The sequence below is a fragment of the Staphylococcus sp. Z5-21 genome (assembly GCF_056529615.1).
In genome coordinates this window covers 1,431,145-1,454,939 of sequence record NZ_CP096462.1, presented here as the reverse complement: position 1 = coordinate 1,454,939, position 23,795 = coordinate 1,431,145, and the positions used below count along the sequence as shown (strand labels likewise).

The window sequence follows — 23,795 nt, the reverse complement described above, 5'->3', positions numbered from 1 at the left end:
CATAGATGAGAGGGATTAAATTGAAAGATTTTGATAGTTTAATTCCAGATTGGTTCAAAGCTTTTGTTCAAGTCGGGAATGATTTAATCTGGTCACAATATCTAATTGGACTTTTAATAACAGCGGGTATATTCTTTACTATCGGCTCTAAATTTGTGCAATTAAGATGGATTCCAGAAATGTTTCGTGCTATTGGTGAAAAACCTGAAACATTAGATAACGGTAAAAAAGGTATTTCTCCATTCCAAGCATTTGCGATAAGTGCTGGTTCTAGGGTTGGTACTGGTAATATAGCGGGTGTTGCTACAGCTATAGTACTTGGTGGTCCTGGTGCAGTCTTTTGGATGTGGGTTATTGCATTTATAGGTGCAGCGAGTGCGTTTATTGAAGCAACTTTAGCACAAGTATACAAAGTGCCTGATGAAGAAGGCGGTTACCGTGGTGGACCAGCTTATTACATAACTAAAGGTTTAAATCAAAAATGGTTAGGTATCGTGTTTGCTGTATTAATTACGGTTACTTTTGCTTTTGTATTTAATACAGTTCAATCTAATACAATTGCTGAATCATTGAAAACACAATATAATGTAGATCCTATAATAACAGGCATTATTTTAGCGGTACTTACTGCTATCATTATATTTGGTGGTGTACGTAGTATCGCCAATTTATCTTCAGTTATTGTACCTGTTATGGCTATTATTTATATCGGTTTAGTTCTAGTGATTCTTATCATGAACTATGATCAAATTATTCCAATGATTTCTACAATTATTAAAAGTGCATTTGGATTTGAACAAGTAACAGGTGGTGCAGTTGGTGCTGCCATACTACAAGGTGTAAAACGTGGTCTATTTTCTAATGAAGCTGGTATGGGTTCTGCGCCTAACGCAGCAGCGACAGCAGCACCACCACACCCTGTTAAACAAGGTTTAATTCAAGCACTCGGTGTATTCTTTGACACGATGCTAGTTTGTACAGCAACGGCTATTATGATATTGCTTTATAGCGGTTTAGAGTTTGGTGAAAATGCATCACAAGGTGTTGCCGTAACGCAATCAGCTTTAAATGAGCATCTTGGTAGTGCTGGTGGTATATTCTTAACGATTGCCATTACACTCTTTGCATTTTCTTCAGTAGTTGGTAATTATTACTACGGCCAATCTAATATTGAGTTCTTATCAAAAAATAGAACAATATTATTTATCTTTAGATGTTTAGTTGTCGTATTAGTGTTTGTTGGTGCAGTAATTAAGACAGAAACTGTTTGGAGTACTGCAGATGTATTTATGGGATTGATGGCGATTGTCAACTTAGTAGCAATCATAGGTCTTTCAAACATTGCATTTGCTGTTATGAACGATTACCAACATCAACGTAAAGCTGGCAAAAAACCAGTTTTCAAACCAGAAGAATTAGAAATCAATTTATTTGGTATTGAAAGTTGGGGCATGAAAAAATAATCAAATTGATAATTAGTTCATAAATATCAAAGCTTAAAGCGTCTTTTAAGATTGTCACGATAAAGTGACATCTTAGAGGCGTTTTTTGTTTTTTTAATCAACTCGTAAGGCATATTTATTAATTAGAATAGAATAATTCTTTCATTTTATAATTAGTCACTATATAATATTGAGTAAGATAAAGATAAGGATGATTGATGTGAATGATTTCTTAATAACTAAGGTTCTCAATAATAATGTGATTATTTGTACAAAAGCACAAGCGGAATATGTATTAATTGCAAAAGGCATTGGGTTTAATAAAAAAAGTGGCATGATTTTACAAGAGAATCAAACGATAGAAAAAATATACATATTGGATCAAAAATCACAGCAAGACCATTATAAAACATTAATGGAGCTAGCAAATGATACTTTAATTCAAGCAGTGATAGAAGCAGTTAATATTATTACGAATTCGGAAATGAAGGTAGATAACCAAAAATTAGTCATTTCATTAACCGATCATATTATTTTTGCTTATAAGCGGTTGAAGCAAAATCAGTTGATTAATAATCCTTTTATTGTAGAAACTAAACAGTTGTATAGCAAAGAATACAAAATAGCTGAAAAAGTAATTGAACGTTTAAATCACGTATTGGAGGTTCACTTTCCTGAAGATGAAATTGGTTTTATTGCATTACATATTGCTTCGAATACTGAATCATTGTCCATGCGTGAGATGGATTTAATCAACGAACTGATTAATAAGAGTGTTTTTATTTTAGAAAATGATTTGAAACAAACGATAGATAAGGATACTATTCAATATCAACGTTTTATAAGACATATTCAATTCTTAATTAAACGATTACGAAATGGTGAATCATTAAAGAAAACCAATGCTTTTGAAGCACTACTCAAAGAACAATATCCATTATGTTTTAATATTGCATTGAAAATCATGCGACTTTTACAACAAGAATTGAAAATAAAAGTGTATGAGGCAGAGGTTATCTATTTAACGCTACATGTCTACCACTTTATGGAAAACCATAAATCTTAACAAGATAGTAGTTAAACAGAAAGTCATATATAAAGTGGATTGATAATTGAATGTATAATAAAAACAAACCAGATGCTATATTTGCCATCTGGTTTGTTTTTTGTATTTGTGAATCATATCCATAAATGATAGGCGTCATAGGATATAACAATTTAATTATTTATTAGTTAGCGCTGGCGTGAAGACTGATATGAATGTTTTTGCCATAATATTGTTGGTCATATGTATTTATAGGTTTATTTAGTACAATTTCTATTTGTTTTGGTTGTTTTTGTGAATCTAATTTAGTGAATGCATAGCCACGTTTCTTAGTACCTGAGTCTAACTCATCTACTAGAGTGGTTGATTTTGGCATATTTAATTTTGTTTTTTTATCTAATATGATTTTTACATCACCAGTATATTTTATAGGTACTGGTGTTTCATTTATAACGTCACCAAAATATCCTAAATAAAGGTCATGTGTCTTTGTATTTTCAATTAGTAAATAGGAAAATGCTGTTCTAAAAGTTTTGTTATTTGTTGATGTTATACCTGTTTTAGATGAATGGTTATTTGTATATTTTTGAACTGATTTATAAGTAGTATCATTATTTTTAGAATAAAATGTGCTACCTATCTCAGCTTTAGCAAATATCAGTGGATCTGTCATTTGCTTTTTTGAACTTTTGGTATAACTGTAACCAGCTAAACCGATTAGAAGAATTAATATAATGACTATTGTCTTTTTCAATGAAATGCTCCTATTTTAAGTCGTGTATTATATGTGTAATTATATTATACGATTATAAAATGAATAAATAAAGATGATTAATGAAAAATAATATATTAATTGGTGTAAAACTAAAAGAAAATGATTAATGTTTGTTAATTGTGTGTAATGTAATTATTAAGATTTATAATTTGATTGTAAATTCTATTTACAAGTATATTGAATCATCTTATACTTGGTGTTCTGTCTGATTTGAATTTAGGGGGACGTACGTGTATGAAGTATTATGATGAGGTACCGATAATAAGATCTGTTGCCGCTATGTTAGTTGTGGCGATACATACAATTAATAGTATAGCTTTGTCAGGAGGGACATTTACATCAGATGGCTTAGGTTACGTTAACCAAATAGCAAGGTTAGGAACGCCTATATTTGCTGTAATAAGTGCGTTTTTATTAACAATCTCAGTAGTGAATAAAGGGTTTAATTTAGATTATTTTGTTAAATCACGTTTTAGTAAAATATTTATTCCTTATATCATTTGGACAGTATTTTACTTATTATATAGAGCCTTTTATTTACATAATCTTGAAGATGATGGGAAATTATTGAATTACTTTGTGTATGGAAAAGCAAATTTCCACTTGTATTTTATTTTGACTGTTATTCAGTTTTACTTTTTATTTCCGTTATTACAGAAAATCAAAAAAGGTTGGCCTATTATTATAGTGTATATATTAGCGACAATCGCTAATATCATTTGGATTAGAATGGGGCCAGTTTCATTAGGTGGCGGTGGTGTCGAACGTTTTGTGAATGATAAATTATTCATTATGAATTGGATATCATTCTTTATGTTAGGTATTGTATATGCTAAATTTTACAATGAAATTAGAATCCTCATCTTTAAGCACAAAGCCATATTATCTACTATTATAGGTATATTATTTATCGATTTCCTATTGAGTATTGATTTGGATCATTTACAAAGTTCAATTACTGTGTCGAATATGATTTATATTCCATTTTTCATTGTGTTTCTAAATTATTTATATGAACATGTTAAAAAGAATCACACCATTTTAAAAACCTTAACCTTAATTGGTAATTATTCTATGGGAATTTATTTAGTGCATTACGTGGCAATTCAATTCGTAAAACGTTTGCCTATAATTGAAGATATCGTGCCACAAAGTAAATTTATGGGCGTATTTATATTAACAGTAGCAGTATCTGTATTGATTGTTTATCTAATAGGTAAAATCCCCTATGGTAACTATATTGTTCCAATTCCAAAGAAAAAAGCAACGCAAACCACAGATGTAGACAAAAAGAAAGTTACTCAAAGCAAAAACACACCTAATTATAATTTATGAGCATATTATAAAATAAAGTCTGAAGCATTGATGATAAATGTTTCAGGCTTTTTTATGCGAAAAAGGGTATGACAATGGTTTTATATTATTGGGGATATATTTAAACTAGAATTATTAAGACGTATGAATTAGGGTACATATATGTTATAAAAATAGATATGTGAAATGTTAATAATGTGATATGATGAGGATTAGTAATTAAGACGATTAAAGCATTCTATGATATAATTTTGTACAGTATTTTTTATCTGGTAGATTATATGATTATAATTTTTAAGAATTAAGTTAAGGTATGGTGAGTTATATATGTCGAATGAAGACAATGTTAGACAAGAAACAAAAAATAAAAAAGAAAAATTGAGACTTAGTTTTCCAGAGACCCGCTTCATGAAATTTATGGGAGGCAAAGATTTATTATTCGCCTTAATCATGCTGATACTCATTGGTATTGCGATATTTATATTTGATCAAGTATCCTATATATTTAAACCATTTATCATTGTATTTAATACGATTGTAGCACCGATTATTGTATCCATCATTCTATACTATTTATTCAATCCATTAGTCAATTTGATGGAACGCTATAATATATCACGTCTTTGGGGCGTTATTATTTTATTCCTAGTTATTATTGGGGTTATCGCGTTAGCAATTAATTTATTGATACCAGTCATTGGTACTCAATTTAAAAGTTTCGGTAATAATTTTCCGCATTATGTAGATAAAGTGAATCAATTTATTGATAATCTTACTAGAAATTCCTTGATTTCTAACTTTTATGGACAAATACAAGAACAATTAGATGCTTTAGCTAACAAGGTACCATCAATGGTTTCTGATTATTTTAATGGTTTCGGTTCAAAAGTGAAAAACTTTGCTGAAGCTATTGTAAATGTAGGGGTAGTCATTGCCACAACACCATTTGTCTTATTCTTTATGTTAAAAGATGGCCATCATTTCAAAGAATATTCTACGAAATTAACGCCACCAAAATTCAGAAAAGATTATCATGATTTATTAGACAAAATGAGTGTACAAGTTGGATCTTATATCCAAGGACAGATTATTGTTTCATTTTGTATCGGTATTTTACTATTTATTGGTTATAGTATTATCGGATTAGATTATAGTTTAATTTTAGCATCTATAGCTGCTGTGACGAGTGTTGTACCATATTTAGGGCCTACAATTGCAATTTCTCCTGCTATCATTATTGCTTTAATTACTTCTCCAATTATGCTCTTGAAATTAATCATAGTATGGACTGCAGTTCAATTTATAGAAGGTCACTTCATATCGCCTAATATTATGGGTAAAACGCTGAAGATCCACCCACTCACAATTATCTTTATCTTATTGAGTGCAGGTAATCTTTTAGGTGTTGTTGGTGTCATCTTAGGTATTCCAGCCTACGCTATATTAAAAGTGTTAGTGTCACATTTATATTCAATGTATAAACGCAGATATAATAAATATTATGGCGATGATGCAGGTGAATATGAAATTACAAACGATGAACAAATACGCTAGAATTTACAACTGAATACTTCATTATTCATCATACATGTAAGAGATTGATAAATGAGTCTGGGACAAAAATAGGTGTCTCGGACTCTTTTTCGTTTAGGAAATAGTTAACGGAATTAAAAATGTAAAGTGTCACTTGTTTAAAGAAACGATTTTTCATTTTTACGGGCCTAACAATTATGTTAGAAGTTATTATTAAAATTTTATTTCTTATATATTATTATTGTGCTATATTTTTTATTGAGCTTAGATTATTAAAAAGTGAAGTGAAAACATGTCTAAAGAAATGAGAAGTAGATTATTTTCTATTTTAAAAGTTGTGTTTGCGGTGGCCTTATTTAGTATCGTAGTGTTTACTTTATATAAGGAATTGTCGCATATTAATATTAAAGAAACGATTCAGTCGTTTGGAAAAATTAATCGTGTATGGTTAGTCGCCTTATTTGTAATTGGCGGGGCATCCATTGTTGTACTTTCGATGTATGATGTCATATTAGCGAAATCATTAAATTTAAAGATTTCTTTATTAAAAACGATACGTGTTGGGTATATTGTCAATGCGCTTAATGCTGTCGTAGGTTTTGGTGGTTTTATTGGCGCAAGCGTGCGTTTTTTATTTTACAAAAATGCCACCGATGATAAAAGAGCGTTACTGCACACGATTTCTATTGTATTGATTTCTATGTTAACAGGGTTAAGTTTATTATCCATTTTAGTAGTCATCCATGTATTTGATGTATCACATCTATTTACACCATACCCATGGATTAAATGGCTAATGTATGTTGTAGCCTTGTTCTTACCGGTGTTTGTAATTTTTACGATTTTACGACCATTACAAGAAAATCAAAAGTTATTAGGTGTTTATTGTACGATTGTATCAAGTGTTGAATGGCTTGTTGCGGCACTCGTTTTATATATGGCTTTAACAATGGTAGGCGTTCATGTACCAATCTCAATATTTATGGGCATATTTATCATTGCAGCTTTATCAGGACTTATCAGTTTTATACCTGGTGGATTTGGTACATTTGATTTAGTAGTATTACTTGGGCTTAAGCATTTGAATATAGATGAAGAATCTATAGTTTTAGGGTTATTACTTTATCGTTTTGCGTATTATCTATTTCCTGTGCTCGTTGCTTTAATTTTATCTACATTTGAATTTCGTGGTACAGCTAAACACTACTGGGAAGATGCAAGAATACTTGTTCCGGTGAGAGATATGACATCATTATTATCATCTTACCAAAAGGATATTATTGCACGTGCACCCTCGTTTTCAATTGCTATTTTATTAATGTTTACGAGTCTATTATTTTTCTTGAATAATCTAACTATTATCTACGATGGCCTATATGATCCGAATCACTATATCTATTACATTATCGTATCGGTTCACACATGTGCATGCTTATTATTACTTTTAAATGTGGTAGGTGTATATCGCTTATCTAAACGTGCCATCTTATTTTCGATTATTTCTATTATATTAATTTTTATTGTAACAGCCTATACGTATGCTTCATTTATATTACTTAGTTGGCTTGTTGTAATGTTAATTTTATTGTTCATTTTTTACAGAAGAGCACGAGTTATAAAACGTCCATTTAGATATTTAAAATTATGCTTAAGTTTTATAATGGGTGCGCTCGTACTTTATATTAATCATATTGTTATTGCGAGTACGTTTTATACATTAGACATTTATCATATTGAGATAGACACCTCTATTTTGAGATATTATTTCTGGTTTACTATCTTATTGGTAGCGGTTATTGTTGGTCTGATTGTTTGGTGGTTTGAATATCGTTATAGAATATCTAATACACGAGAAGATACTAAAATATGTGCGTCTATTGTAAAACAATACGGTGGTAATTATTTAAGTCATCTCATGTATAGTGGCGATAAAAAATTTTTTATTAATGAAAATGAAGATGCCTTTATAATGTATCGTTATCAACGCAATGCATACATTGTACTTGGAGATCCTATAGGTAATCCCCAATCTTTCTATAGTTTACTAGAGTCTTTCTATCAAGAAGCAGAGTATCTTGGCTATGATATTATTTTTTATCAAGTAACGGATAGAAATATGTCTCTTTATCACAGTTTCGGTAATCAATTCTTTAAATTAGGTGAAGAAGCGGTTATCGATTTGAATGAATTTACGATTTCTGGTAAGAAAAAACGTGGTTTACGGGCAACTTTAAATAAGTTAGATGATTTAAAATATACTTTTGAAGTTATAGAACCTCCATTTACACAAGCTTTAATTACGGATTTGAAAACAATTAGTGATGAATGGCTCGCCGATAAAAAAGAAATGCATTTTTCAGTAGGTAGTTTCAATGAATCGTACTTATCAAAAGCACCCATTGCAATTATAAAAGACAGTGATGGACTTATTATTGCATTTTGTACGTTGATGCCAACTTATTATAAAGGAACGATTTCTGTTGATCTCATACGTTGGAAACCAGATTGCACATTGCCATTAATGGATGGTTTATATTTAAATATGTTGTTATGGTCACAAAAACAAAATTATCAACATTTTAATATGGGAATGGCTACGTTATCGAATGTAGGTCAATTACCTTATTCATTCTATGGAGAACGTATTGCAGGTCGTGTTTTCGAACATTTTAATGGTTTATATAGATTTCAAGGTTTGAGAAAATATAAAGAGAAATTTAATCCAAATTGGGAACCAAGGTTTCTTGTTTATAGAAAACGTCATTCCTTATGGCTTAGTATGATAAAAGTAATGCGTGTCATTAGAAAACATAAATAATATGAATGACAAAACACCCCACATGTGCTCAGCATGTGGGGTGTTTTTAGGAGTTGATAGTGCTTAATGGTTTTGGTGTAATTAATTACTGGAGAAGTTATTAATTACATTAATAAACTAACTATAAAATTTCTAAATATCATTTTGACTCTAACTATGAATTTAACATTACCTTGTTACTTAAGGTATAACCATAATATACCACCAATAGAAAACGCTTTCAACAAGGTATTACCATATTATTTCTTTTCTTTTTAACATATTATCTCTATATATTCTTTTTAAATATTAAAGGTATTATTACACTATGAATCTAATGTTATCTATTCGAAATGATTTTTATTGTAGCTAAATAGCTATCCTAATTATTTATGTTATATCAATAATAACAATTTTAAGCATTATAATTATAGTGTGAAAAAATAATTAAATAACAAGTTTATGAAAATAGACTATTAAATAGTAAAATCTTATGTTAACATGAAAACGGTTACATAAAAGAGGTGAAACATGGCAACGATTAAAGATGTAGCGACTTTAGCAGGATGTTCTGTAGCAACTGTCTCAAGGGCAATTAATAACAATGGTTATGTTAAGGCAAAAACACGACTTCATATAGAAGAAGCAATTGCCGAATTAAACTACCAACCAAATGAAGCAGCACGCACATTATATAAAAGAAAGTCTAAACTAATAGGTTTATTACTGCCGGATATGAGTAATCCTTTTTTTACACTTATCGCTCGTGGCGTTGAAGATGTTGCTTTAGCACATGGTTACCAAGTACTTATTGGTAATAGTGAAAATGATATAAAAAAAGCACAAGACTACTTAGCAACATTCGTATCACACAATTGTACAGGCATGATATCTACAGCATTTAATGAAAATATTATCGAGAACACACTGACTGATCATCACATTCCATTTGTTTTTATAGATCGTATTAATAATGAGCATAATGGGATTTCAACGAATCACTTTAAAGGTGGTCAACTTCAGGCAGAGGTAGTACGAAAAGGTAAGGGTAAAAACGTTTTAATCGTACATGAAAATTTATTAATCGATGCATTTCATCAACGCGTCCAAGGTATTAAGTACATATTAGATCAACAGCGTATCGATTATAAAATGTTAGAAGCAACGTTATTAGATAATGATAAAAAATTTATTGACTTAATTAAGGAACTTAGCATCGACAGTATTATTTGTAGTAATGATTTATTAGCGATAAACGTTTTAGGCATTTTACAAAGATATCATTTTAAAGTTCCAGCAGAAATACAAATTATTGGATATGATAATATTCCATTTTCAGAAATGACCTATCCACAAATTACTACTATAGATCAATCAGCATATCATTTAGGTGAAATTGCCGTTTCCCAACTATTAGGTTTGAATACGGATAATTTAACAAACAACCATAAGCAATTGGCACTTGCAGTTAAACATAGAGGAAGTACACGTAATTAAATGACATTATGTAACGGGTTACATATAAGGAGGTAAATTTTATGTATAAAACAGGGATATTAAATAGCGATATTTCAAAATTACTTAGTGATTTAGGTCATACAGATGAAATTATGATTGCTGATTGTGGTCTTCCAATTCCAAACGGTGTTAAAAAAATAGATTTAGCATTGGATTTTGGTAAACCATCATTCTTAGATGTATTTCATATTGTGAAATCGCATATGGCCATCGAAAAAATGACTTTAGCAAGTGAAATGAAAACTGAAAATGAATCACTTTATAACGTTTTAAAAGAAGAAGAAATTAAATTGACTACTGAATCCCATGAATTATTAAAGCAACATAGTAAGCATGTAAAAGCTATCATTCGTACGGGTGAAGCGAAACCTTATGCGAATGTCATATTAGCTAGTGACGTTTTATTTTAAAGGAGGGATCAATGGATGATTGAAATGAAGAATATTTATAAATCTTTTGGTCAGAATGATGTTCTTAGAGGTGTGGATTTTGATATTGCGGATGCCGAAGTTCATGCATTGATGGGGGAGAATGGTGCCGGCAAAAGTACGTTAATGAAAATTTTAACCGGCGTTTATGAAGCAAATGGTGGACAAATTTTAGAAGATGGTAAACCACTTCAATTTAAAAATACAAAAGACGCTGAGCAACATGGTGTGTCATTTATTCAACAAGAATTAAATATTTGGCCTAATTTAACGGTTTTAGAAAACCTATTTTTAGGTAAAGAACCAACGAAGTTTTTAGGGATAATTGATCATAAAGTGATGAGAAAGCAAGCGTTGGAAATATTTAACAATTTAAATATACAGCTTGATTTGAATCAAATGGCTGGGACGTTATCAGTAGGTATGCGACAAATGTTAGAAATTAGTAAAGCATTAATGCAAGATTCTAAAGTCATTATTATGGACGAACCAACGGCAGCTTTAACGACTAGTGAGATTGAAGTGTTATTCACACAAATTAATAAATTAAAATCTAAAGGTGTTTCATTTATTTATATTTCACATAGAATGGAAGAAATTTTTAATATTGCAGACCGTATTACAGTGATGAGAGACGGCCGGTCTATATTAACTTCGAACACGCAAGAGACCTCTAATGCAAAAATTGTAAAAGCCATGATTGGTAGAGATTTGTATAACCAGTATCCAGAAAGAAATTATAAGCAAGATGAATTAGTGCTGTCAGTTAATCAGTTAAGTTCTACGGTATATGACTTAAATGATGTACATTTTGAGTTACACAAGGGTGAGATTTTAGGATTCAGTGGACTTATGGGTGCTGGTAGATCTGAAATCATGCGCGTGTTATTTGGCCTAGACAAAGGACAAATGCAAGTAACACTTAATGGTAAAACCATTCACATGAATAATCCTAAGACGGCCATAAAGCACGGGTTAGCGTTTATTACTGAAAATAGAAAAGAAGAAGGTTTAGTTTTACAAGATTCTATTATAGAAAATATTTCATTACCTGCATTGAAAAGTTTTTCAAAGGGTGTTTTTTTAACACCAACAGCGATGAACAATTATACAGAACAGATGATTCAGCGTTTGAATATCAAAGGTGGAAAAGATGATATTTGTATGGATTTATCTGGAGGAAATCAACAAAAGGTTGTTTTGGCTAAATGGATTGCTACTGCACCACACGTTTTGATTTTAGACGAACCAACTAGGGGAATTGACGTTGGCGCAAAACGTGAAATTTATCAATTAATGAATGAACTGACAGAACGTGGTATGTCTATCATTATGATTTCATCAGAATTACCAGAAGTGATAGGAATGAGTGATAGAGTTGCCGTTGTACATGAAGGTAATATTGCAGGTGTTTTAAATAAAAAAGATCTAACTGAGGAACGTATTATGACATTAGCTACAGGAGGGAATATCAATGAAACAATCTAGCTTATCATTTTCATATTTAGAAAAAATTATTCCATTTATTGGTTTAATATTATTAGTCATTATCATTAGTGTATTAAATAGTGCATTTTTAGAACCATCTAATCTGTTTAACTTATTGAGACAAGTTTCTATAAATGGATTAATTGCATTTGGTATGACATTTGTAATTTTAACGGGCGGCATAGACTTATCTGTTGGTTCTACACTAGCGTTATCCAGTGCGCTTATAGCTATTTTAATGGTCTCAGGTGTAGATTCTATGATTGCGCTATTAGTAGGCTGTATTTTTGGTGCGATTTTAGGTGCTATTAACGGGCTTTTAATTACGCTTGGTAAGATGGCACCATTTATAGCGACTTTGGCTACAATGACTGTCTTTAGAGGTTTGACACTGGTTATTACAGATGGCAATCCAATTACTAATTTAAATGGCAGCTATGCCTTTCAATTATTTGGACGAGGTTATTTTTTAGGTATTCCAGTTCCAGCAGTGACAATGTTTATTACTTTCATTATTTTGTATATCATTTTACATAAAACAATATTTGGTAGACAAACTTATGCTATGGGTGGTAATGAAAAGGCAGCTTTTATCTCTGGTATTAAAGTGAATAAATTAAAAATCATGATTTATAGTCTAGCTGGTTTAATGTCTGCAATGGCTGGTGCGATTCTCACATCTCGTTTAAACTCAGCGCAGCCAACTGCAGGTATGTCATATGAATTGGATGCAATCGCTGCTGTTGTATTGGGTGGTACATCTTTAACAGGTGGTAAGGGACGTATACTTGGCACATTAATAGGTGTATTAATTATAGGTGTGTTGAATAATGGACTAAATTTATTAGGGGTTTCTTCATTTTACCAACAAGTAGTTAAAGGAGTTGTCATTATTATTGCAGTACTCATTGATAGAAAGAATAAATAAAGTAGGAGGTTTATCATGAAAAAATTATTTTTAAGTATGATGGCAATGATACTGTTGTTAGCTGGTTGTTCTTTAGAGTCTCCTCTAGAAAAGCAAGATAGTGGTAAATCAGACAAGAAAAAATCAGATATTGTGGTTGGTGTAAGTATTTCTACATTGAATAATCCATTTTTTGTGAAAATTAAAGATGGTATATCAGCTGAGGCGAAGAAACAAGGTATTAAGGTTCAATTTGCAGATGCTCAAGACGATGCAGCAAAGCAATCTAATGATATTGATGATTTAATACAGCAAAATGTAGATTATCTTATCGTGAATCCAACTGACTCAGATGCTATTTCAGGTAGTGTTCAAATTGCGAATGATCAAAATATTCCTGTTATCACATTAGATAGAGAGGTTGCTAAAGGAAAAGTTGCTTCGTTTATTGCTTCAGATAATGTTAAAGGTGGAGAAATGGGCGGCAAGCTCATTGTTGATAAATTTGGTAAAGGTACAAAAGTAGTAGAGCTTGAAGGCATACCAGGTGCTAGTGCAACTCGTGAGCGTGGTAAGGGATTCCACAACGTTGCTGATGATGAGTTAGATGTCGTATCAAAACAAAGTGCCAAATTTAATAGAACAGAAGGTCTAAATGTAACGCAAAATATGATTCAAGCGCATCCTGATATTAAAGCAATATTTGCACAAAATGACGAAATGGCTTTAGGGGCTGTTGAAGCGGTTGGTAATAAAGATATTAAAGTTGTTGGATTTGATGGTAATGAAGATGCAATAAAATCTGTTGAAAACAACAAACTATTTGCAACAGTCGCACAACAACCCAATTTAATGGGAGAAGAAAGTATTAAAACAGTTATGGATTTATTTAATGGTAAAAAAGTTCAAGAAAAAAATAAGATACCTTTAGAAATGAAAAAACAAAAATAGGATTTATGAGAAAAAGCCGGATACAGTGATCATCGTACTGTTTCCGGCTTTTTGTTTATTTATCTGTCTGTTGCTTATAATTTTGACGGTCTTGTTGTTCTTTGGCGTAACGTTCTGGATTTTTTTTATAAAAATCTTGATGTTCTGGCTCTGCTTCATAAAATGTAGCAGCAGGTAATACTTGTGTTGCAATAGCTTTATCTTTATCGATTGTTTCTTTGAGTTGTTCAATATATTCTTCGGCAACATTTTTTTGGTCTTCATTGGTATAGAAGATAGCAGTTTTGTACTGTGCACCTCTATCTTGAAATTGTCCGCCTTCATCTGATGGGTCTATTACTGAAAAGAAAATTTCTAATAATTTATTGTATGAAAACAGTGCTACATCATATTCGATTTCAACAGTTTCCAAATGTCCAGTGTTGCCTGTCTTAACTTGCTCATATGAAGGATTATTCACATATCCTCCCATATAGCCAGAGGTTACGCTTTCAATACCTTCAAATGTGTCGAAGGGTTTAACCATACACCAAAAGCAACCTCCTGCGAAGTAGGCTTTGTTTATATTCATGCTTAACATCCTTTCCGTATTAGACCTTAGTACCATATATTAAGATATTACTTGATTTTTATACTCTTTTTATATAACTTTAATATATGTTAATTATAGTACATAGAAGTGCAATTTTGAAGATATAAGGTTGATACTAATGAATGAAGACAAACTAAGAAGTAGTAAGAACACACAAGGCAATACTAATCCTCCGCCAATGCGTAGGGGGAAAAAGAAGCGGTTTAGGAAACTACCATTTATTATTTTGATTGGTATTATTATTTTAGCAATTATCATAGGCTATTCCGTACATGGTTATAATTCCGGCATAAAATATGCTAAAGATCATGGTAAAACGTTGAAACAGCATAAATTTAATGGTGCCGTAAAGAATGATGGTAAAATTACGGTTATGGTACTAGGTGCTGATAAAGAACAAGGCGGAATTTCTAGAACGGATTCTATTATGATAGCGCAATACGATTATATTCACAAAAAGATGAAAATGATGTCTGTGATGCGTGACATTTATGCTGATATTCCTGGAAACGGACAGCATAAAATAAATTCTGCATATTCTATCGGTGGACCAGAATTGTTAAGACAAACATTGAAGAAAAATCTTGGCATTGATCCTGAATATTATGCGATCTTAGATTTTACTGGATTTGAAAAAATGATAGATGAACTAGAACCTAATGGTGTGCCAATTGATGTTGAGAAAGATATGTCAAAAAATATTGGCGTGTCATTGAAAAAAGGACATCATCGTCTGAATGGTAAAGAATTATTAGGTTATGCTAGATTTAGACATGATCCAGAAGGCGATTTTGGTCGTGTACGTAGACAACAGCAAGTAATGCAGTCTCTTAAGCAAGAACTCGCAAGTTTGGATACATTACCGAAGTTACCAAAAGTTGCTGGTATTTTAAGAGGTTATTTAAATACGAATATGCCAGATTCTGCATTAATACAATCAGGTTTAAACTTTGGTATCCGTGGTGATAAGAAAGTCGACTCTGTTACATTACCTATTAAAGGTACTTATCAGGATATTCAAACACCAATGGACGGTAGTGCTTTAGAAATTGATAAAGCCAAAAATAAAGCTGAAGTTAAAAAATTCCTTGAAGAAGATTAAGATAGTTTCGACATAAATAAAAAGCGTACGTTACCCTATGGATAGCGTACGCTTTTTTTATATAGAAAATTTTTCATTTGTAATCAGGTGGGTTAGGTGATGAACTTGATTACATTTTTGATCATTAATTCTGTTTTTATTGATCAGATTTTCTCACACCAGCTACGCCATAGTGAGATGCTTTCATTTCTTCTATGACAACTTTTATCGCCTCTTTATTAGCACCTGTTGTTTTTTCTACAGCATTTGTAACCTCAGTTACCAAATTTTTAAGTTGTTCATCTGAACGTCCTTCTAATAACTTTACATTTACGATTGGCATATGTAATTCCTCCTTTAATAATTTAAAGATATTATAGCATGAAAATTCGGAAAATTATAAACATATCAAATCGAAACATTTGTTCTTATCGCTATTGAAATAGAACATTTGTTCGTATATAATAAAATTAATTGAGGGAGGCATGAGATATGTATGATTATAATCTGGTGGAAGAGAGAGATGTATTGTGTATAGATCAAAAAAGTTTTTTTGCTAGCGTTTCTTGCATACAAAAAGGATTAGACCCAATGAAAGAAAAATTAGCTGTTGTTGCTGATACTAAAAGACAAGGTTCAGTTGTGTTAGCAGCAACGGGACCTTTGAAAGCATTAGGTGTAAAAACGGGATCTAGATTATTTGAAATACCACATAGAAATGACATATATATTATTAATCCAAGTATGAGAAAGTATTTAGAAGTTTCTGTAGCAATATCAAAAATTGCATTGCGCTATATTGCTCCTGAAGATTTACATCAGTATAGTGTAGATGAGTTTTTTATGGATGTGACCAATAGTTATCATAGGTTTAGTAGTACGGTTCAATCTTTTTGTCAAAAATTGCAATTTGAAATCAAAGAAGAAACAGGCATCAATTGTTCTATAGGTATAGGATCTAATATGTTATTGAGTAAGATTGCCATGGATGTAGAAGCAAAGCATACTAAAAGTCTAATTGCAGAATGGCGTTATCAAGATGTTCCAAAAAAACTTTGGCCAATCCAACCATTAAGAGAATTTTGGGGAATTAGTAGAAAAATTGAAGCGAAATTGAATAAAAGAGGTATTTTTACGATAGGCGATTTAGCACATTATCCTCACCAATACTTAAAAAGAGATTTAGGTGTTATAGGTGTGGATTTACATTTACATGCGAATGGTATCGATCAAAGTAGAGTGAGAGATAAATATAGAGTAATGAATCCATCTATTTGTAAGAGTCAGATACTGATGCGTGATTATCGTTATGAAGAATCTAAAGTAGTGATGCGAGAATTAATTGAAGATGTGGCGAGTCGTGTTAGAGGGCGAAATCAATTGGCAAGAACAATTCATTTTTCATTTGGTTATAGTGATGAGGGTGGCATAAATAAACAGTATACATTAGAAGAACCGACGAATTTAGAAGACAGTATTTTTAAAGTTGTCGAATATTTTGCTGATAAATTATGTGATCGTACCGCATTGATTCGTACAGTAAGTATTTCATTAACACAGTTTATAGAAGAGACAGATAGACAATTGAATTTGTTTATAGATGAATATGAAAGAAAGAGAAATGAAAAATTAGCTAAAACGATTGATGCATTGCATCGCAAATTTGGACGAGGTATTGTATCTAAAGCTGCTTCTTACACTGAAGCAGGAACAAAACACGGGAGATTAGGGCTTATGGCTGGCCATAAAATGTAAAGTCCCAAATAGCATTCTACTGGGCTTATACATGGAAGGTAGCTCAGGTAAATCTAAAAAATACTGCTTCATCCATTAAACAAGTAGGACAACGAAAATCAAATTTACCAAAAATGATTTCGCTGTCCCACTCATAAAATTTCATATATTAATCAAAATAAGTATCAAAATCACTAAGCGCATCTGCACCATCTTTGCGATCTTGTGGGTTTTTAAAACTAACTCGAAGTGCACCATAAATATCTTCACGAACTTCTAATATTCTCAAGTTGCTTATAGAAATATTATGTAAACTTAGGATGTTTGTAACTTTGCTTATCATACCCGGTTTATCCGGAATGTCTACATATAGATCATACTCCACAGATAGTGCACCTTGTTGTTTAAGGGGTAACTGATCACGATAAACTTTAGCATCGTTGAAAAAATCATAAAGTTCATCAGGATTATTGTGTTCGATTATATTAATGACATCAGACATTTGATTTTTCCATTCTTTTAAAATGCGCAATATTGTATTTTTATTTTCAATAGTAATATCACGCCACATAATAGGATTACTACTTGCGATTCTAGTAATATCTCTAAAACCACCAGCTGCAAGCGTCTTAACAAGTGAAGAATCTTCGACATGTTGCGCATTCAAATGAACGAGACTTGAAGCAATGATATGAGGGACGTGACTCACAATACCAGTGACAAAATCATGTTCTTCCGCTGTTGTAGAAATAAATTTAGCACTCGTTGTTTGTAATAAGTGCTGTATTTCCTCAAAAGCAGCATCATTATCAGTTTCATTATGAACTAAAATATAAAAAGCATTTTCAAATAAATGTTTTTTTGCATTTAATACTCCAGATTTATGGCTTCCTGCCATAGGATGGCCACCAACCAAATGAATATCATGATTTAAAAGAAACTGCTCATATTGTTGAATCGTTGACTTTGTACTTCCAGTATCTGTAATAATTACATGTTTTTTTAGTTGATAGTTTGGTAAATCTTGTAAGTATTTAACAGTCTGCTGTACCGGTGTTGCATAAATAATAATGTCAGCATTTTCAACACTAGTTTTATAGTCAGTTGATTGATAATCTATGATACCAATAGACAATGCTTTATCTAATTGTGAAGTATCCGCATCAAAGGCGGTTATTTCGATATCATCATGATAATATCTTAAGTTACTCGCTAAGCTTCCGCCAATAAGGCCTAAGCCAACGAAAAGAATTTGTTTCATTTAACAAACCACCTCTATCAAAATTTTCAGAATAGTAACATTGTATAGTAGCGTATACAATTTCGCAATATGAATTAAAAGTAGAAGTAAAAGTGAATAACTTTATAGAAGGTATGCTAAAGTAAACATATTATGCTTACTAAAATAAACATAGCATGGATTAGGAGAGAAGGCATTGGAAATAAATCATATTTTAATAGCCGGTGACTATAAATCAATTTTCCAAAAATATTTAAAGGATTTAAAGAATTACCAATTAAGTTTTAAGTCAGTTGAATCAATTACAAATGAAGATTTAGATTGGGCAGATGCTTATGTGGGATTTGAGCCATGTGAGCAATTTAAACCATCACAGGTGAAATGGGTGCATACGTTTAATGCAGGCATCAATAACTATTTAGCTATAGACGACTGGCAAACATCGCAAACTTTACTCACAAGAACAATTAGTGATTTTGGAGAAAAAATGAGCGAATATTGTTTGAGCTATATATTAGCTGATTTACAACATCATAAGTTATTTGAAGAACAGCAAGATGAAAACATTTGGCTCAAACAATCACCACAAGCATTGCGAGATCAAACTATAACTATTTTTGGTACTGGAGAAACTGGACAAACCATTGCTAAGATATTTTCATTATTAGGTATGACTGTCTACGGTATTTCTAATAGTGGGAAAGCAAAAGCCTATTTTAAAAAAATGCTTCCTATCCATAAAGCTAAGACATTAGTTCAGCAAGCAGATTATATTATCAGTACTTTGCCACTAACAACAAAAACAGAAAAATTATTCAATCAAACTATGTTTGAAGCATTTGATCAAGCTTATTTTATCAATGTTGGTAGGGGACAAGTGGTGGATCAAGAAAGTTTAAAATCAGCTTTAAACAAAGGTAACGTCAGACATGCGGTATTAGATGTTTTTGAGTCAGAACCATTACACAAAAACTCTGAATTATGGCAAAGAAATGATATCACTATCACACCTCATATTTCTGCATTAACCGATTTGAATGAAGCTGTCACATGTTTTTATCATACTTTGAAAAATATAGAGCATGGTGAAATACTTGAAAATCAAGTGGATTTAAAAAGAGGCTATTAACAACGAACAAGCTGTACATATAACAAAAGCAATCATAAAGCTGTTTCTAAAAGTAAAATAAAGCTACTATCATCATCTCTATGTAAAGGATAGTAGCTTTATAATTAAAATTTAAGTATGTTTGGCAACATCAATTTAGCATATGGTTTTAAAATGTTATTGTATATTTTTAGATTTAGAATTTATATTTAACCTTTTTTCTAATACAGATATAAAAATAAAATTAACTAAAACAACTAAAAAAATAGTGCCAATATTTCCAAGTAAATGAGGCAAATCAAAATATAGTATTATAATCATCAATAGGATATTTGTATAAACATAAATATAAACATGAGTCATTATTTTTCGTTTAAGTTTATTTGATGCTGAGCCGAAGAATTTGAGAAGGCTTAATAAACCTAAAATTAATAAAAAACTTATTGCAATCATACTAGTGAAAACGTTATATTTTGTTGAGCTTGAAGTCAGAAAGATATTTAATACATATAAAATAAAAAAGATTATAGATATCGTATATCTTAATCTAACTTCCAATTTTAAAAGTTTGTCATTTTTCATAAAGTTATATACACCCCTAAAGCATAATGATTATTTAATACATATTATTTAGAATTTCAAAATAATATTTAAAAATGTTGTTGTATGCAATGTAACATAAATTTTTAAATTCAACTATGTATTTTAAAAGGGATATAGTATTAATGGTATTATTTTTAAAATTTAAACGTTAGACTATATATATAATATATTTGGAGGGGGATTAGATGTCAGAATCAATTTTTAATACAATTCAAGCATTGACGGCAATAAATAGTCCGTCGGGGTACGCAGAAAAAGCCATTCAATACGTAAAAGGTGAAGCAGAACAATTAGGCTACCCAACAGAAGTGACTAACAAAGGAGCGCTATTAATCACAGCAAAAGGTGAAAATGATGAAGCGCAAAAATGTGTTACAGCACATGTGGATACGCTTGGCGCTATGGTCAAAGAAATTAAGGAGGATGGTCGTTTATCACTAGATTTAATCGGTGGGTTTAGTTATAACGCAATAGAAGGGGAATATTGTGAAATTGAAACTTCGTCAGGACAAATCTATACAGGAACCATTTGTTTACATGAAACAAGTGTACATGTATATCGCAATAATGACGATATCTCGAGAGATATTGAACATATGGAAGTAAGAATAGATGAAAAAGTCTCAACCAAAGAAGAAACTCAAAGTTTAGGTATAGAGGTAGGCGATTTTATAAGTTTTGATCCAAGAACACAGATTACATCATCAGGTTTTATTAAATCACGCCATTTAGATGATAAAGCAAGCGTAGCCATGATTATTGAATTTTTAAAGACTATAAAAAATAAAAATTTAACTTTACCACATACGATTCAATTCTATATATCAAATAATGAAGAAATTGGTTATGGTGCTAATGCGTCTATATCTCCAAAAATAAGTGAATTTATAGCATTTGATATGGGAGCATTAGGAGATGGACAAGCATCGGATGAATACACAGTTTCTATTTGTGCAAAAGACGCATCTGGTCCATATCATAAAGGGTTACGAGAGCAATTGGTTGAATTATGTAAGATAAATCAAATACCGTACAAGGTAGATATTTATCCATATTATAGTTCTGATGCTTCTGCAGCATTAAAAGCGGGTGCTGATATCAAGCACGGTTTATTTGGTGCAGGCATTGAATCCTCTCATGCATTAGAACGGACACATATCGATTCTATAAAGGCAACGCAAGCATTGTTACAGGCTTATTGTCTAGCAGCTATACAGAGCTAAATGTTTATACTAATTGTTTAAATTATTAGTTGAAAAGGAGAATTTGAGTGGAACAGTCACTACTTTGGTCAAGAAAATTCATACCTGTGTATTTCATAGTAGCAGCGCTACATTTCATATTTTTTAAGATGTATATCCAAACAGACAATTATTCTATTTATTTGATGACTATTTTACTTGTTGGTTTAGGTATTGCTTCTTGTATATATAATTATAGAAATAGGTTATAATTTAAATGAAGTACCAGCTATGTTAATGGAATTAGAATCTTTGATGCCATAAAAACATAGATATATTAAAAAAAGAGCCATTTATGGCTCTTTTTTTGGTTTGAAAAATCATAACAGTCTAGTAAGTGAATTCAACAAAGTTAATGAACAACTTAAACAATAAATAAATTTAAATGAAAACTCAGACATCTTATTGATAATCAATATCAATTACTGCATAATAAAATGATATTGAAAGAATATACTAAAAGGGATGATAGGATGAAAAGATTAATTGTTTTATTTTTAAGTTTATTAATTATTTTGTCTGCTTGTGGTCAAAATAAAGACTCGAATAAAGAAACAAAAACGTTTAAAACGCAATCAGGAAAGAGTATTAAAATACCAAAGCACCCAAAAAGGATAGTAGTTTTAACTTCAAATTTCGGTAATTTTAAAGATTTAGGCGTTACACCTGTGGGTGTTAATAATGATTTTCCAAAATCAAAATATATCAATGAAAAAGGTGCTAAACGTGTAGGTTCAGAAGATGTTGAAGGTGTTGCAAAATTGAAGCCAGACCTAATTTTGACTTATGATGTAAATACTAAAATAAAAAAATATCAAAAAATCGCACCTACAATACCAATAAAATACAATGATTATTCATATAAAGAAATGCATCTTGCAATAGGGAAAATACTAAATAAAGAAAATGAAGCTAAAAAACAAATTAAAGATATGGAGAAACAACTTCAATCTGATGGAAAGGTAATTAAAGATAAAATAGGCTCAAATAAAACTTTTACCGTAATGGAAATCAAACCTAAGCAACTTTCAATTTTTGGTGAAAATTTTGGTAGAGGCACGCCAATAATATATCAAGAATATCAATTACCATTTCCAAAAGGTGTAAAGGGAATGCTTGATAAAGATGGCTTTAAAACAATACCACATGAGCAATATAGCAAATATACTGCTGATTTTATATTAATTCCGACTGAAAAAGGTAACCCTATCAACAATGAATTTACAGAATCATCGCTTTGGAAAAATCAGCCAGCTTATAAAAATAATCATATATATTATTATCCTAAAAATGAGGCTACCTATTCTGATCCTTCATCGCTTAAGAAACTTTCAAATTATTTCAAGGATAGATTGCTAGAGCAAAAATAAACATATGATGATATTGAAGTGACATCTTTGATTATGGTATATAAAATTGTACTAATCAAAGATGTCTATATATTACTTATTAAAGAAAGATAATTTCAATGGCCAAAATGATTTAAATAACGCGTAGGGTGGTTTTTAAACTGAAGAAAACGCTGCTTTATTAGCTTTTTTAATAATAATGAGCCGTTTATAACAATTTAAGGGTAACTGTTGGCATCTCGATGTATATACCATTAAAATAGAATTAACGACTAACTATAAAAAAAGCAATCAAATGTAATATGGGAGTATAAAATCATGAAAAAACCGAGTTTAAGAACGTTATTGTTAACGATATTTTGGATATTAGTTTTACTATATGCGATGTATGTAACATTTGCTGACCATAAATTTCAATATCATCCAATTATCTTTTTATTCTTATTTGCCATGGGTGCAAATTTAATCAAAAAAGTCGCTCCAAAAGATAATTATGAAAAATATCAAAATAATAAAGACAAGCTAGAATAGGCTTACCAAATATGGCTTTGTAATATAATCGATGTATTTTTCAATAGCACGGAAAGTATAAAAATGAAATTAATGATTGACAAATTGATTTTATCCTAGTAGGATTCTAGGTAATTAC

Annotated in this window: 21 protein-coding genes; 17 read left to right on the top strand and 4 right to left on the bottom strand. The window is 30.9% G+C overall.

The features are described from left to right. Positions 1-20 precede the first annotated feature (20 nt). Both alsT and glcT read left to right on the top strand, forming a co-directional pair. Positions 21-1,463, top strand: a complete 1,443-nt coding sequence (gene alsT / locus M1D64_RS07210; RefSeq protein WP_037538464.1) for a glutamine transporter AlsT — start codon at positions 21-23, stop codon at positions 1,461-1,463. A 199-nt stretch (positions 1,464-1,662) separates the two neighbouring features. Next, positions 1,663-2,508, top strand: coding sequence for a glucose PTS transporter transcription antiterminator GlcT (glcT, locus tag M1D64_RS07205; RefSeq protein WP_011303175.1), 846 nt, complete (start codon positions 1,663-1,665; stop codon positions 2,506-2,508). Positions 2,509-2,671: 163 nt separating this feature from the next. Here the strand turns inward: glcT and M1D64_RS07200 are convergent, their stop codons facing one another. Continuing rightward, the gene (locus M1D64_RS07200; protein WP_002483366.1) at positions 2,672-3,241 is read right to left on the bottom strand and encodes a hypothetical protein; all 570 of its coding nucleotides are present in this window, start codon (positions 3,239-3,241) and stop codon (positions 2,672-2,674) included. A 255-nt stretch (positions 3,242-3,496) separates the two neighbouring features. Here M1D64_RS07200 and M1D64_RS07195 point away from each other — a divergent pair, with 255 nt between their 5' ends. The 8 genes from M1D64_RS07195 (at position 3,497) to M1D64_RS07160 (ending at position 14,198) form a co-directional block, all read left to right on the top strand. Continuing rightward, a complete protein-coding gene (locus M1D64_RS07195; protein ID WP_069821960.1) occupies positions 3,497-4,597 on the top strand; it encodes an acyltransferase in 1,101 nt (366 codons plus the stop codon). A gap of 306 nt (positions 4,598-4,903) precedes the next feature. Continuing rightward, positions 4,904-6,130: an AI-2E family transporter gene (locus M1D64_RS07190; protein ID WP_069821961.1), complete on the top strand. Its 1,227-nt coding sequence runs from the start codon at positions 4,904-4,906 to the stop codon at positions 6,128-6,130. 271 nt (positions 6,131-6,401) lie between these two features. After that, a complete protein-coding gene (gene mprF, locus M1D64_RS07185; protein ID WP_075339761.1) occupies positions 6,402-8,927 on the top strand; it encodes a bifunctional lysylphosphatidylglycerol flippase/synthetase MprF in 2,526 nt (841 codons plus the stop codon). 510 nt (positions 8,928-9,437) lie between these two features. Then, positions 9,438-10,403: a LacI family DNA-binding transcriptional regulator gene (locus M1D64_RS07180; RefSeq protein ID WP_129303522.1), complete on the top strand. Its 966-nt coding sequence runs from the start codon at positions 9,438-9,440 to the stop codon at positions 10,401-10,403. A 41-nt stretch (positions 10,404-10,444) separates the two neighbouring features. Continuing rightward, on the top strand, positions 10,445-10,834 hold the full coding sequence (gene rbsD / locus M1D64_RS07175; RefSeq protein ID WP_002483361.1) for a D-ribose pyranase: 390 nt from the start codon (positions 10,445-10,447) through the stop codon (positions 10,832-10,834). Positions 10,835-10,849: 15 nt separating this feature from the next. Continuing rightward, positions 10,850-12,340 (top strand): sugar ABC transporter ATP-binding protein, encoded by a 1,491-nt coding sequence (locus tag M1D64_RS07170; protein WP_069821964.1) that lies wholly within the window; start codon positions 10,850-10,852, stop codon positions 12,338-12,340. Further along, positions 12,327-13,268, top strand: a complete 942-nt coding sequence (locus tag M1D64_RS07165) for an ABC transporter permease (RefSeq protein WP_069821965.1) — start codon at positions 12,327-12,329, stop codon at positions 13,266-13,268. Before M1D64_RS07170 ends, M1D64_RS07165 begins: the two co-directional genes overlap by 14 nt. 15 nt (positions 13,269-13,283) lie before the next feature. After that, the gene (locus M1D64_RS07160) at positions 13,284-14,198 is read left to right on the top strand and encodes a D-ribose ABC transporter substrate-binding protein (protein WP_069821966.1); all 915 of its coding nucleotides are present in this window, start codon (positions 13,284-13,286) and stop codon (positions 14,196-14,198) included. 55 nt (positions 14,199-14,253) lie between these two features. On the opposite strand, the gene msrA is transcribed toward M1D64_RS07160, so the two are convergent. After that, positions 14,254-14,769: a peptide-methionine (S)-S-oxide reductase MsrA gene (msrA, locus tag M1D64_RS07155; RefSeq protein ID WP_069821967.1), complete on the bottom strand. Its 516-nt coding sequence runs from the start codon at positions 14,767-14,769 to the stop codon at positions 14,254-14,256. Positions 14,770-14,908: 139 nt separating this feature from the next. Here msrA and M1D64_RS07150 point away from each other — a divergent pair, with 139 nt between their 5' ends. Further along, positions 14,909-15,892 (top strand): LCP family protein, encoded by a 984-nt coding sequence (locus M1D64_RS07150; RefSeq protein ID WP_037538458.1) that lies wholly within the window; start codon positions 14,909-14,911, stop codon positions 15,890-15,892. A 136-nt stretch (positions 15,893-16,028) separates the two neighbouring features. On the opposite strand, the gene M1D64_RS07145 is transcribed toward M1D64_RS07150, so the two are convergent. Next, positions 16,029-16,214 carry a 2-hydroxymuconate tautomerase gene (locus M1D64_RS07145; RefSeq protein WP_002483355.1) on the bottom strand — a complete coding sequence of 62 codons (186 nt, stop codon included), beginning with the start codon at positions 16,212-16,214 and terminating at the stop codon, positions 16,029-16,031. Positions 16,215-16,363: 149 nt separating this feature from the next. On the opposite strand from M1D64_RS07145, the gene M1D64_RS07140 reads away from it, so the two are divergent. After that, complete coding sequence (locus tag M1D64_RS07140) at positions 16,364-17,626, top strand: Y-family DNA polymerase (RefSeq protein WP_002483354.1); 1,263 nt, start codon at positions 16,364-16,366, stop codon at positions 17,624-17,626. Between the two features lie 148 nt (positions 17,627-17,774). On the opposite strand, the gene M1D64_RS07135 is transcribed toward M1D64_RS07140, so the two are convergent. Further along, positions 17,775-18,866: a prephenate dehydrogenase gene (locus M1D64_RS07135; RefSeq protein WP_002483353.1), complete on the bottom strand. Its 1,092-nt coding sequence runs from the start codon at positions 18,864-18,866 to the stop codon at positions 17,775-17,777. A gap of 175 nt (positions 18,867-19,041) precedes the next feature. Here M1D64_RS07135 and M1D64_RS07130 point away from each other — a divergent pair, with 175 nt between their 5' ends. The 5 genes from M1D64_RS07130 (at position 19,042) to M1D64_RS07110 (ending at position 23,677) form a co-directional block, all read left to right on the top strand. After that, positions 19,042-19,974: a D-2-hydroxyacid dehydrogenase gene (locus tag M1D64_RS07130; RefSeq protein WP_069821969.1), complete on the top strand. Its 933-nt coding sequence runs from the start codon at positions 19,042-19,044 to the stop codon at positions 19,972-19,974. 767 nt (positions 19,975-20,741) lie between these two features. Beyond that, entirely contained in the window at positions 20,742-21,779 is a 1,038-nt protein-coding gene (locus M1D64_RS07125; protein WP_069821971.1) for a M42 family metallopeptidase, read from the top strand. Between the two features lie 47 nt (positions 21,780-21,826). Further along, positions 21,827-22,009, top strand: a complete 183-nt coding sequence (locus M1D64_RS07120) for a hypothetical protein (RefSeq protein ID WP_075339762.1) — start codon at positions 21,827-21,829, stop codon at positions 22,007-22,009. A gap of 261 nt (positions 22,010-22,270) precedes the next feature. Beyond that, on the top strand, positions 22,271-23,167 hold the full coding sequence (locus M1D64_RS07115) for an ABC transporter substrate-binding protein (RefSeq protein ID WP_069821972.1): 897 nt from the start codon (positions 22,271-22,273) through the stop codon (positions 23,165-23,167). A gap of 297 nt (positions 23,168-23,464) precedes the next feature. Continuing rightward, entirely contained in the window at positions 23,465-23,677 is a 213-nt protein-coding gene (locus M1D64_RS07110) for a hypothetical protein (RefSeq protein WP_069821973.1), read from the top strand. The last annotated feature ends 118 nt before the right edge of the window (positions 23,678-23,795 follow it).

What these genes read in the sequence shown, in the direction of transcription:
- M1D64_RS07150 (WP_037538458.1), top strand. Translation starts at nt 14,909, where the DNA reads ATGAATGAAGACAAACTAAGAAGTAGTAAGAACACACAAGGCAATACT.
- M1D64_RS07140 (WP_002483354.1), top strand. Translation starts at nt 16,364, where the DNA reads ATGTATGATTATAATCTGGTGGAAGAGAGAGATGTATTGTGTATAGAT.
- M1D64_RS07135 (WP_002483353.1), bottom strand. Translation starts at nt 18,866, where the DNA reads ATGAAACAAATTCTTTTCGTTGGCTTAGGCCTTATTGGCGGAAGCTTA.
- msrA (WP_069821967.1), bottom strand. Translation starts at nt 14,769, where the DNA reads ATGAATATAAACAAAGCCTACTTCGCAGGAGGTTGCTTTTGGTGTATG.
- M1D64_RS07115 (WP_069821972.1), top strand. Translation starts at nt 22,271, where the DNA reads ATGAAAAGATTAATTGTTTTATTTTTAAGTTTATTAATTATTTTGTCT.
- M1D64_RS07190 (WP_069821961.1), top strand. Translation starts at nt 4,904, where the DNA reads ATGTCGAATGAAGACAATGTTAGACAAGAAACAAAAAATAAAAAAGAA.
- mprF (WP_075339761.1), top strand. Translation starts at nt 6,402, where the DNA reads ATGTCTAAAGAAATGAGAAGTAGATTATTTTCTATTTTAAAAGTTGTG.
- M1D64_RS07195 (WP_069821960.1), top strand. Translation starts at nt 3,497, where the DNA reads ATGAAGTATTATGATGAGGTACCGATAATAAGATCTGTTGCCGCTATG.
- M1D64_RS07165 (WP_069821965.1), top strand. Translation starts at nt 12,327, where the DNA reads ATGAAACAATCTAGCTTATCATTTTCATATTTAGAAAAAATTATTCCA.
- M1D64_RS07170 (WP_069821964.1), top strand. Translation starts at nt 10,850, where the DNA reads ATGATTGAAATGAAGAATATTTATAAATCTTTTGGTCAGAATGATGTT.
- M1D64_RS07110 (WP_069821973.1), top strand. Translation starts at nt 23,465, where the DNA reads ATGAAAAAACCGAGTTTAAGAACGTTATTGTTAACGATATTTTGGATA.
- M1D64_RS07180 (WP_129303522.1), top strand. Translation starts at nt 9,438, where the DNA reads ATGGCAACGATTAAAGATGTAGCGACTTTAGCAGGATGTTCTGTAGCA.
- M1D64_RS07145 (WP_002483355.1), bottom strand. Translation starts at nt 16,214, where the DNA reads ATGCCAATCGTAAATGTAAAGTTATTAGAAGGACGTTCAGATGAACAA.
- M1D64_RS07160 (WP_069821966.1), top strand. Translation starts at nt 13,284, where the DNA reads ATGAAAAAATTATTTTTAAGTATGATGGCAATGATACTGTTGTTAGCT.
- M1D64_RS07125 (WP_069821971.1), top strand. Translation starts at nt 20,742, where the DNA reads ATGTCAGAATCAATTTTTAATACAATTCAAGCATTGACGGCAATAAAT.
- rbsD (WP_002483361.1), top strand. Translation starts at nt 10,445, where the DNA reads ATGTATAAAACAGGGATATTAAATAGCGATATTTCAAAATTACTTAGT.